Origin of the sequence: Rhodopirellula maiorica SM1 (assembly GCF_000346295.1) — a bacterium.
GTDB classification, from domain to species: Bacteria; Planctomycetota; Planctomycetia; order Pirellulales; family Pirellulaceae; genus Novipirellula; species Novipirellula maiorica.
Genome location: NZ_ANOG01001082.1, coordinates 1 through 10312, shown reverse-complemented (window position 1 = coordinate 10312; position 10312 = coordinate 1). Strand labels below are relative to the sequence as shown.

The 10312-nt window shown below is 53.5% G+C and carries 9 protein-coding genes; 3 read left to right on the top strand and 6 right to left on the bottom strand.

All coding sequences use genetic code 11. The annotated features are described in order from the left end of the window. The coding region (locus RMSM_RS35155) for a DUF1592 domain-containing protein (protein ID WP_008709088.1) at positions 1–1460 on the bottom strand (1460 nt) is incomplete at its 3' end. Between the two features lie 579 nt (positions 1461–2039). On the opposite strand from RMSM_RS35155, the gene RMSM_RS35150 reads away from it, so the two are divergent. Beyond that, a complete protein-coding gene (locus tag RMSM_RS35150) occupies positions 2040–3416 on the top strand; it encodes an IS4 family transposase (protein WP_160168446.1) in 1377 nt (458 codons plus the stop codon). An 80-nt stretch (positions 3417–3496) separates the two neighbouring features. Here the strand turns inward: RMSM_RS35150 and RMSM_RS35145 are convergent, their stop codons facing one another. Next, positions 3497–4240, bottom strand: coding sequence for a hypothetical protein (locus tag RMSM_RS35145; protein WP_008709084.1), 744 nt, complete (start codon positions 4238–4240; stop codon positions 3497–3499). 16 nt (positions 4241–4256) lie between these two features. Beyond that, positions 4257–5075 (bottom strand): hypothetical protein, encoded by an 819-nt coding sequence (locus RMSM_RS35140; protein ID WP_008709083.1) that lies wholly within the window; start codon positions 5073–5075, stop codon positions 4257–4259. A 123-nt stretch (positions 5076–5198) separates the two neighbouring features. Between RMSM_RS35140 and RMSM_RS37735 the strand changes: the two genes are divergently transcribed. Then, entirely contained in the window at positions 5199–6182 is a 984-nt protein-coding gene (locus RMSM_RS37735) for a transposase (protein ID WP_160168445.1), read from the top strand. A gap of 16 nt (positions 6183–6198) precedes the next feature. Next, on the top strand, positions 6199–6558 hold the full coding sequence (locus RMSM_RS35130; protein ID WP_040771223.1) for a hypothetical protein: 360 nt from the start codon (positions 6199–6201) through the stop codon (positions 6556–6558). 566 nt (positions 6559–7124) lie between these two features. Here RMSM_RS35130 and RMSM_RS35120 read toward each other — a convergent pair. The 3 genes from RMSM_RS35120 to RMSM_RS41645 form a co-directional block, all read right to left on the bottom strand. Further along, a complete protein-coding gene (locus RMSM_RS35120; RefSeq protein WP_008709078.1) occupies positions 7125–8675 on the bottom strand; it encodes an ATP-binding protein in 1551 nt (516 codons plus the stop codon). Next, positions 8672–9163, bottom strand: a complete 492-nt coding sequence (locus RMSM_RS35115) for a hypothetical protein (RefSeq protein WP_144058187.1) — start codon at positions 9161–9163, stop codon at positions 8672–8674. Before RMSM_RS35115 ends, RMSM_RS35120 begins: the two co-directional genes overlap by 4 nt. 646 nt (positions 9164–9809) lie before the next feature. Next, positions 9810–10312, bottom strand: a 503-nt coding sequence (locus RMSM_RS41645) for a hypothetical protein (protein WP_040771217.1), incomplete at its 5' end; no start/stop codon positions are given.

Below are 10312 nucleotides of genomic sequence, written 5' to 3'. Positions count from 1 at the left end.
CCTCGGTTGGGGTTCGCCAACTTAACCCGACGCATGGTGGAGCCTTCAATGGGTTGCTCAAGCCCGTATAACTCGGCGAGCGGCTCATTGACGAAGGTGTAGTCGCTGTCCACGAACCGCAGTACGCTCTGGTTCTCGCGCACGATGCTCTGGAAAAACAGGCGTGCTTCTTCCAGCATCGCCGTGCGTAACGCGGCGGTCATTTGTGGGAAAACGTCCGGGTCAAACGACTGGCGCTCCAGCCCACTCACGCCCAGCCACTGGGCGCCGAAGCCGTCGAACAGCGCCCGCGATCGGTCGTGCTCCAGCAGCCGCGCCACCTGGGCACGCAGCACTTCAGGCTCGTTCAGTTTGCCCTGGTCCGCGAGTGCAGACAATTCGGCGTCGGGCGGCGCCGACCACAATAGGTAGGAAAGACGGGCGGCCAATTGATAGTCGTCCAGCGGCACGATCGCGTCCTTCGAGTCGACTTCCTCGGCTGGCGTGATGAAGAGGAACTGCGGAGAAACGAGAACCGCCTTCCACATCAGGCTCAGCGACGCGGTGTAACCAAGTTTGTTCTCGCGACCGAGGTCGAAGACGCTTACCAATACATCCAACTCTGCTTCGGTGGGAGACCGACGGTAAGCATCGCGAGCCAGCGAGCGCGCAACTTGACGGGCCGCGTCGCGAAAATCGGCGGCCTTGGAGGGCGTGTCTCCAAACAGCCGTTTCTGTACTTCGCTGGGCGGCTGGCCATCCGGTGCTACGACCTGTTCGACCACCTTATTGGCGATGTCGAGAAACAACTCCGACTGCAGCGGTGAGATCGAGTTGAGATACCCCTCCCCGACGACCTCCTCGGGAAGGCTATCAGCGATCGCAGGGTTCACGCCGTACAGGTCGCGCAGCGTGTTGCCGAACTCCACCTTGCTCAGACGACGGATCACGAAAGCGCCCGGGTCGCGCGGGGCCATGTACTTGAGCTTGCCGATCCACGTGATGAATTGGCGGCGTTCTTCATCGGTTGGGATTTCGTCCGCATAGTCGGGCGGCATGTCATGCACTTTGACGTTCGCGACCGCCTTCTTCCAATGCAAGGACGAGGACGCGCCGCCGGGACTCTTCAGCGCCGCCTGAAGATTGATGCCCGCCTCGGGTCGCGGCCCGTGGCAACTGATGCAGTACTTATTGACGAAAGGCCCGACCTTTGTTTTGAATGTCTTCTCGGCGTCGGCCCGCAGCACCGCCGGGTCCGCGCTACCATCATCGGTCTCCGCCACACAGGGCGAAACGAAAGACAAGACGAGCGCAATGCCCAGCGCGGCGACCGACGTAGGAACAACCTGGATGACGCGTGGCGCCTGCACGCCAGCCGTCAGATGGCAATAGAAGGAAACCGCCGCCGTCGCATTGGCTGCTACGGTGCGATCGATCGATCCAGTGGTGTCGCGGATACGTGTCGGGGTAAACACAGTCATGAAGGAGCCGTTTGTTACATTGCACGGGATATAGCACGGGATATAGCACGGGATCGAGCCAGCGTATTGTGCGTTCCGCGTGACCTTTCAATTGATCGGTGGGATTCACGAGCAAATCAAGGCAACAAGTGATCGCCACGGGGAATGTGGCATATTAGTCACGCTCATCGGAGGGCGAGTCGATTGTAATATATAGAGTTCCGAACCGTTTTTCGACATCCATTGAAGGGTTTCAGTGCAACGTTTGTAGAAGTTTGCAAGCCGGACGTCATTCTCTCGCCGCTTACTCAAATGCCGGCGTTGAGGGACGCGTTTCCGATTGGACCCTCCAGTCGATGAAATTGGAGCGTGCAAGAAAGAGCTCCGGTGTCGGCCACCGCAGCACTGAATCAGACCATCCTACTTTCCGTCGATCGATTCGCTTGGCTGAACACCGAACACAAGACCTGACCCGAATGGCACTTAATCGACGCAAGTTGTAAAGTGGCAAAGGGTTAAGTTGGATTGACAGCAAGACGCTTCACTTGCGATTGGTTTGGGTATCTCAACTCCCATACACTCATCGCAAGGAAGCGCCTCGTGTCTCATCCTAACTTCAACTCGCTACGCAGTCGCGTCGAACAGGCCCGTCGTTCTAGTGATCCTTTTTTACTATCGCTCATCTCCAAAAAGACTATCCAGGCAGTGTTCGGTGATGCAAGTGCCGTTTTAGATTCGGCACGAATCTACAACACGTCAGTCACGCTATGGGTGTTTCTCTCCCAAGTGATGAGCATCGACCACGGCTGCGTCGCTGCCGTTGCTCGTTTGATCGTACACCGTGTTGCCAGTGGGCTATCGGCATGTTCAGCAGAAACAGGAGCCTACTGCATCGCGAGAGACAAACTCGATGAAGATTCGATGCAGCGACTTGTCATCCAAAGCGGACGCGAAATTGAGGCTTCAACGCCTGGAAATTGGCGCTGGAACGGCCATCGAGTGGTAACTGCAGATGGAACGACCGTCACCATGGAAGACACTCTAGCGAACCAAGCGGAGTATCCTCAGCAAAAGGCACAGGCCACAGGATGCGGGCAACCGATCGCCCGAATGGTGGTCATGTTTGCATTGGGCTCTGGGGTGGTCCTTCAAATGGCTATGGGAAAATATCGTGGCAAGCAAACTGGCGAGATAAGCCTCTATCGCGAGATTGAGGATTGCCTTGGAAAAGACGATGTATTCCTCGCCGATCGAGCTTATGCCGGTTGGTTTGACATGGCGCGTGGGATGAAACGCGGAGTCCACGTGGTAGTAAGGAAGCATCATATGCGATCGAGTGACTTCCGTACTGGCAGACGCCTTGGCAAAGATGACCACATCATTGTCCTTGAGCGACCTGATCGTCGTCCGTGGATGAGCCTTGAAGAATACCTGAGTTATCCGAAATCCATTGAGATTCGTGAGATTCGGATTCGCGTTAAGACGAAAGGTTTTCGCACACGCGAAATCATTGTTCACACGTCCTTGCTTGACGCGGAAAGATACTGCCGCGAGGAACTCGCTTCGCTTTATCGTCGCCGTTGGCAGGCCGAGCTAAATCTGCGCAGCCTGAAAACGGTGATGCAAATGGATCATCTTCGTTGCAAGAAGCCGCATCGTGTGCGTAATGAAGTCCGTGCTCACATGTTAGCTTACAACTTGATTCGTCAGTTGATGGTCGAAGCTGCGTTGGAGGCCGAGGTTGAACCTTGGCAGCTAAGCTTCAAGGCAACGCTCTCAAGCTTCGTTGAGATACTACCGATGCTATGCATGATTAAAAGCGAATCCGACCTCTGCGCGATACTCTATGCGTGCTGCCGCTCTCACACGGTTGGTAATCGACCGGATCGATATGAACCGAGACGCAAAAAACGGCGGCCCAAAAACTACAAGCTCATGCAGAAGCCAAGACGAAGATATAAACCCAATGAGAAGTAAGACTTGCATCGATTAAGTGCCATTCAGGCCTGACCCTGGCGAGGCCTTCGTCCCGTTTGATTTCTCTGCGCACCTTTCTGCTATTTCTGCTCCAAAATCATGTCCTCAAGATGTTCAGGTATGGAGAACTTAAGGCCCCGACTTCGCGCAAAACCGACCAGGATGCTCGCGTCCAACGAAACCAAGAGGTTGCCACGACCATCAAACTCATTTCGCTTAAACCAGATTAAATAAGTTTCAAGCTTGGTTTGAAACTCAATGTCGTTCGAGTCAAAAACTTGCTTTAACAAGTGAGCTAGCATCTTTGGTCGCTTGCCTTTAAGTGAACCCGACATGCCGAAGACACCGCTGCTAATACTGTTGCAAAAGTCGATGTAGTACTGGATGTCAGATTTACTCAGCTCCCAACCACCAGTATCCAAGTTTAACTCTTCAAACGGAAACTCAATAAGCCTCCGGAAAACATCTGGCTTGGAACACAATACGGCTAATACTAGTCCAAAACGCAACTCATCAATCCAAGGTGCTTCAAACAGGTCATTCTTGTCAAAATCCTCTCTCCAGTCGCCGTAAAAGTAGTCTACAGCAAGTTCAGCACCTTCCGCGCTGATATCTTCGATCGCGCGCTCCGTTATCTCGGGCATAAAATATTTTACTTGCGAAAGAAGAAACAAATGAAGCAGATCTCGTCTACGACCATAGTCAGACGGCATTGATGGTGCACCAGGAGTTTCCTTTTCGACCACATCAGAATATTTCCCGCCAAATTCATCGAGGCACTCAATCGCATCCTCACCGATTTCACGAAGGTTCTCGCTATTCATAAAATTTGTTCCTTTCTCAGTCTAAGGGAGCACCCCAACGATCAGAAGCTCGTTCAGAGATACCGCCGTAAGATCGCACTCGGAAATGAAATTTCACCTTATTATTATCATCTACAGAGGTTTTCGAGACGATGGCCCACATCTTTTTCGTACCCATGCGTACCCGATCATTTTCTCTGGCAAACTCTTTGATGTCTCCACCAAACCCTTTTTTGGCCATCTTCTCAATTCGAGTGTTAATCCACTTGTCTCGCATCTGCCAGCCCGTTGCGCGTTTCTGAAGCTGTGAAGAGTTTCCTTTTGCCTCCATGATGACATAACGTTCAGACTGAGGTTCATAGAATACCCCGTCAAATCCGTGGTATCCAACAGGCACGTCCTTGTTTTCCATGCCGATCGCCTGTAGCAATGCCGCCGCTCCCAGTTCTCCAAGTGTTTCCGAGGCTTTCCCGAGCGTAATCCCATCAGCCGATTTAAATAGTAAGCCGAGTTTTCCACGAAGCTTTACGGGAAGCTCAATCTCCACCGGCCTAGGCATATCGAACCCAACATCCACGCCGGTGACATTTGTGAAGTCGATACTCTGCCTCACCTTGTCACCAAGTTCTCGAATATCAGCAGGATCAATGTTTAGAAGATCAAGAGCCGTGAAAGCGATGGTAAGTGTGTCGTGAATTGAATTCACGGCAATAGCCAGTCCACTCAATGCTGACCAGACTTCGGCGATCGTTGTCGCAGTGGTGAGTGCCTTTGCAGAAACCGCAGCAGCAGCAACGTCTGCCTTCACGCCGTTGTAGCTCGATATGAGCGTATTGACCATTGCTGCGATGAACATACCCGTTGGATCTATTCCACCAATCGGATCCCCATGGTGGGAGGGCTTCGCCGGGGTCAGGCCTTGTTTCCGATGTTCGATTTGGTTATCTTGCTGAATGCGCAACTACAGGGAGAGATGGCCATGCCCCGTCCGCCGCGAATTCAGTTCCCAGGTGCGATCTACCACGTCATCACACGCGGTGATGGTCGACGAACACTGTTTCACGATCAGGGACACTATGATCGGTTCACCAAAGGACTCGCTGACGAGGTCGAACGGTCGCAGTGGAAGGTTTTGGCCTTTTGCTGGATGCCAAATCACATTCACGCTCTTGTGCAGACGCCATTACCGAACTTGGCTTCGGGCATGCAGCACTGGCTGTCCGGCTACGCAAACTGGTATGCCAAACGCAACCAAAGAACGGGTCACTTATTTCAAGGTCGCTACAAAGCTCTGCTCGTCGAGGATGGAGGTTACTTCTGGACACTTTCGCGATACATTCACTTGAACTGCGTCAGCGGCACTCGTCCGTTGGTCGATCACCCGGAAAGTTGGCCCCATAGTTCTTATCCAGGATATTGCCGAAAATCCAATCGGTTGCCCTGGGTTGCCTACGATGACCACCATGCGTACTGGCAGGGGCAAAACGGCGGAAAGAACGCGACCGCGGCCTATCGCAAGTATGTCGAGGAAGGCATCGATTGCATCGAAGATCCATTCAAGACCCACCTTCGCGAGTGGGTCTTCGGCAGCGCAGACTTCCTGAACCGCATGATCGCTTTGGCGGGTGACGGTACGGAAAACGGAACCCCGCGAAACCGCAAGCTGCGGCGTGTGGAACCTCAATCGATTTTGGATGCGACGGCCAAAGAGTTTGGTTGTGACGCCTCAGAATATGCAGTGTATCGTAGCGGCGCCCCGGGTCGCGCACTGGCGGCTTGGCTTTGTCGTCGATGGACATCCGCGACGCTACCAGAATTGGGTCCGCTTTTCGGTCTGAGCGGCACTGGTAGCGTTTCCAACTTGACGCGAACTGCGGAAGTCCAATTGAAGAAGCGAGCGATGATAATAAGAAAACAGACGATTGAAACCGAATTGGGTTTGAACATCGGAAACAAGGCCTGACCCCAGCGAATCCGGCATGGTTCGACTAGCCGAAGGCAGTGATGAACATCGCCACCGCAGTACGACTCGGCGTATCAAGAACGTCAGTGCGGTGGAAATTATTGAGGCGACGGCCTCCGCTCATGGTGTGAAGTCTTCGGAGTACGCGAAGTTCCGCAGTGCTGCGGCCGGTCGTGACATGGCCGCATGGCTTTGTCGCCGATGGTCAGGGGCAACGCTACGGGAGCTTGGGCCTCGGTTCGGCCTTGAGGGCACCGACAGTGTTTCCAATCTGGTTAGAAGAGCGGAAGCACGCTACAACGAATCGTCGAATTGGAGACGCCAGGCAAGGGAGATCGAAGTTGTGCTACGCCTGAACACCGAACACAAGACCTGACCCTGGCGGAGCCGCCCCCCACTAGCGAATCAGGGCGACACGTGATCGCCACAGGGGATGTGGCGTATTTGTCGCGATCAATGTGGCATATTGATCGCGATCATCGGAGGGCGGGTTTATTGTACTATATCGAGTCCCGAACCGCTCATCGACACCCATTGAAGAGTTTCAGTGCAACGCTTGTAGAAGATTGCAAGCCGGAGGGCATTCTCTCGACGTTTACTCGAAAGCCGAGCGATGAGGGACACGCTTCCGATTGGGCTCTCCGGTCGATGGGGCGGAGAATGCCAGAAAATGAGAAAGCGGCTCCGGTGTCGGCCGCCGGTGCGCGCTGGCGGCGACAACGATTAACGTTCGTCTCCCGGTAGGAATGCCACTACCATCGAAAACGCTGGGGAACCGGACGTTTCGGACGCGGCGGCGGCAGTCTTGGGTGGAGCAAATAAAAATGACGAGCTGCTCCGCCAATTGATGGAGATCTGGGCCGCGATATCGCCCGAGATTCGACAAGCGATTCTCTCGACTGCTCGACACAGCAACCGTGCCAACTCCACTCTAAACGTGGATCAAGTCGGTTCGGGGAGTCGTGATTCATAGGGGTATCGATCTAGCTGACGCAGTTCTTTTGCTAATGGCTGTTCTGGCTGTGATTTGAACTCCTTTACGCTAGGAGCCTTTCGAAACCCTGTGTAGAAAGCGTAGTCGAGCATAAGTGCTTCATACTTTTCACCAGCTTTCTCGGGCGTGATGCCGGGATGAAGTACGTGCAGAAAACGCAAGTCCGAAACCTTCTTTATAATGTTGTATCTCGGATCGTTAGCGTCGATATGTACCAAGAACGCATTGCAACGGCTTGTTTTCAGACAAAACTGTTTAATGTCATCAATTGCTGCACGAATTTGAGATGACTCTGCTGCCGCATCGTCATTTATGTAACTTTCCTTCTCGGTGAGCGATTCAGCGGCGGCCATGTTGATATCAGTCACTGCGATCATCTTACGCCCAGCAGTTCTCGCCTTGCCGATCGCCTGCCGGAAGATGTAAAGGGCGTCGCGTGGAACGCCGGCCGCTACCCACACGAGGCGTTCGAGAACGTTGTTGCCAAAAAGGCTGGCCAAGCTTGGTATACCTGCGTACTGAACGTATCCATTTAACACTCGTTGCAAGTGATCGTGCGCGGCCTTTGGATTTACTAGATTGTAATCCAGCCGGATTATCTGCGCATCGCCGGGCGGTTGCAGCCCTTCGCGTGCATTTTCATCGTACAACCTCGCGAAATTCTCGATCGCTGTAATCTTTAAATAAATGTGATTACCACGAGCAAACGAGTAGAACGCAGACAGAAAATATGGCTGAAGGGACTTGTCCAGAAGATGTAAATCATCGATGCAAATGTAAAATTTCCCGTTCTCGCGTACAAACGGCAGGAGCTCCCTCGCGATCCTAGGTAGAACAATGTCGATATCTTTGCGAGTCAGATCGCCTTCTTTATCTTCAAGGGCGTTTACGATCTTACGCAACTTTTCTATCCGTTCAATATCGATCGATTCGTAGGCCGCGATTCCCTCGATCAACTCGTAGAGCACCTGAGGAATCACCATCAAGTCGTCACGGCCCCGATATTGTTGTAACGCAATCCATACAAACGGAATGTTTTCGCGTCGTGCGTTATTACACGCATACAGAACTAAACTGGACTTACCTGCACCTCTACGGCCAAATACCACGTGATTCGCGTCACTGAAAATTTGACGTTCCTCTCCACCCAGGAATGGGATGAATTTCTTGTGATATTCTGAATCGAGCGTCGAGCGGCCAACCGTCAAAGACTCTGAAATGAGTTTTTCAAGAAGTTGAGTCTCGGTTGACCGCAACCACGCGTCAGGCGTCTTCTGACGCAAAAAGATACGATCAGAGAATGGGTGGTCTTCCTCCAACGCATCAGATACTTGTTCGATGTGGTTTGCGTAAATGTCGTTGACTCTGCCAACACTAATCGCCAAATACTTGTCCCCAGCTTTGTCAACGATTTCAAAATTTGGCGGCGTCACATGACATCGTCGCGCAAAATCGTCGACGATGTCGCTTGCTTGTTTTTTTAATTCATCGGTTTTCATAAAACACCTCGATCGCGAAGGAAAGCCTTCGCTTCAGCGATAAATGCTGTCGCCTCGTCCAGATATTGTGTGCTTGGCAGCTCAAGCGCATTCTCGGTTTCTGAGTGATCGTAATCCGCGATATTGCGATCTGCTCGGAACTTGGTGAGCAGGTCCTTCCAAGTTTGTCGATTCGGGAATCCCGCGGGGAGGTCCCCTATTTGCTTGTGATCCTTGACATCAGTGTCGTAGGTACCTTGGACAGCAAGTCGCACCGCTTTGCTCGCAGAGTAACAAGAGTAATATCCCCGCGAAACACGCTGCCTCCAACTGAGTTGTCCGCTGGCGGATTTTGCAAAGCGAAGGTGAGCGTCCGCAAGTCGCATCAGCTGAATCGCGTTCGCGTTGATCTCATCCTGAATTTTACTGATTTCGGCTGGAGTGAGAATTCCAGCTAGACACCGCATTGTCTTATGCGGGTTCAGATTCAGGACGTGATTGTCTTCCATTCTTGTTTGCCTCGCTGTTTTTCCGAATACAAGAGGAAGTTTATCCGATTTCCTAATGGGGAAGGAGGTGTGAAGACATCTTTGGAAAACCGACGGCGCATGCCGCTTGACGGAGGCGAGAGATGTCACAACGCCGTCGGAACCCCGGTTGAATCTCCAACTGGAAAGGCAGACCCGCTCAACCGAAGGAAACGACGTTTGAATTTTTAACTCGCGACCCATCTCTGGCGGAGCGAGACGAACCCACGCGGGATTCGCCGAAGGCACGGCGAAGACGGGTGATCGCCGTGGAATGGGCCGCCAGGGCAAGGATGCCGCCGTAGCGCAGGGCATGGCAGCGGACCAGGACGAACGCACGCTGAATCGCCAATGCACGCCAACGAAGCGATCACGGTTTAAACCGCCGATGGAAGAGCTGAGGCCGAACGTAGGTAGCGGAGAGCTCTTCATAGCTTCCTAACCTGCGGCGGTTGGACAACCCGCCAGCACGGAAACTTTCGGCAAAATGCCGTGGGGCCTAACACCTAAGCGACTTTTGGCACTGAGCTGGCGCCTACCGGTAGCCGACACCGGAGTGAGGCCTTGCCTAAAAATGTCGTAAACCGGCGGCGTATTTCTGGATGGGATTGGAGGGGCTTCGCCGGGGTCAGGCCTTGTGTTCGGTGTTCAGGTGAAGTTGCCGTTCAATACTTGCAGCATCTTGACGCCACCGCGAGGACTCCTTGTGCCGTTGTTCCGCTCGACGGACCAGATTCGATACACTGTCCACGCCCGACAGACCAAACCTCGGCCCCAGCTCTCGTAGAGTGGCCGCCGACCATCGTCGGCATAGCCAGGCCGCCATGTCGCGGCCCGCTGCGACACTTCGGAACACAGCGTAGTCCGCCGGCTCCACTGCGTGGTAGGTAGCGGCTGCCGCAATGATCTCATCGGCTCCGACACTTCCCACTCGCCTGGATGTGCTCTGCAAGCGAACCACGTCGTCTCCGTCAGCCAGCTGGATCATCCGACGCAAAAAGTCTTCGCTTCCGAAAACCCACTCGCGTAGCTCGGTCTTGAAGGGGTTTTCAGGGACTTCCAAGCCGGCTTTGACTATAGCGGCGGTAAGCGGCTGCGGGGGCTTTGCCGCCCACCGACGCATTCCAGTAA

Excerpts from the sequence above, each read along its gene's own strand:
- RMSM_RS35115 (WP_144058187.1), bottom strand. The coding sequence starts at position 9,163 with ATGGAAGACAATCACGTCCTGAATCTGAACCCGCATAAGACAATGCGG.
- RMSM_RS35130 (WP_040771223.1), top strand. The coding sequence starts at position 6,199 with ATGGTTCGACTAGCCGAAGGCAGTGATGAACATCGCCACCGCAGTACG.
- RMSM_RS35120 (WP_008709078.1), bottom strand. The coding sequence starts at position 8,675 with ATGAAAACCGATGAATTAAAAAAACAAGCAAGCGACATCGTCGACGAT.
- RMSM_RS35140 (WP_008709083.1), bottom strand. The coding sequence starts at position 5,075 with ATGTTCATCGCAGCAATGGTCAATACGCTCATATCGAGCTACAACGGC.
- RMSM_RS37735 (WP_160168445.1), top strand. The coding sequence starts at position 5,199 with ATGCCCCGTCCGCCGCGAATTCAGTTCCCAGGTGCGATCTACCACGTC.
- RMSM_RS35145 (WP_008709084.1), bottom strand. The coding sequence starts at position 4,240 with ATGAATAGCGAGAACCTTCGTGAAATCGGTGAGGATGCGATTGAGTGC.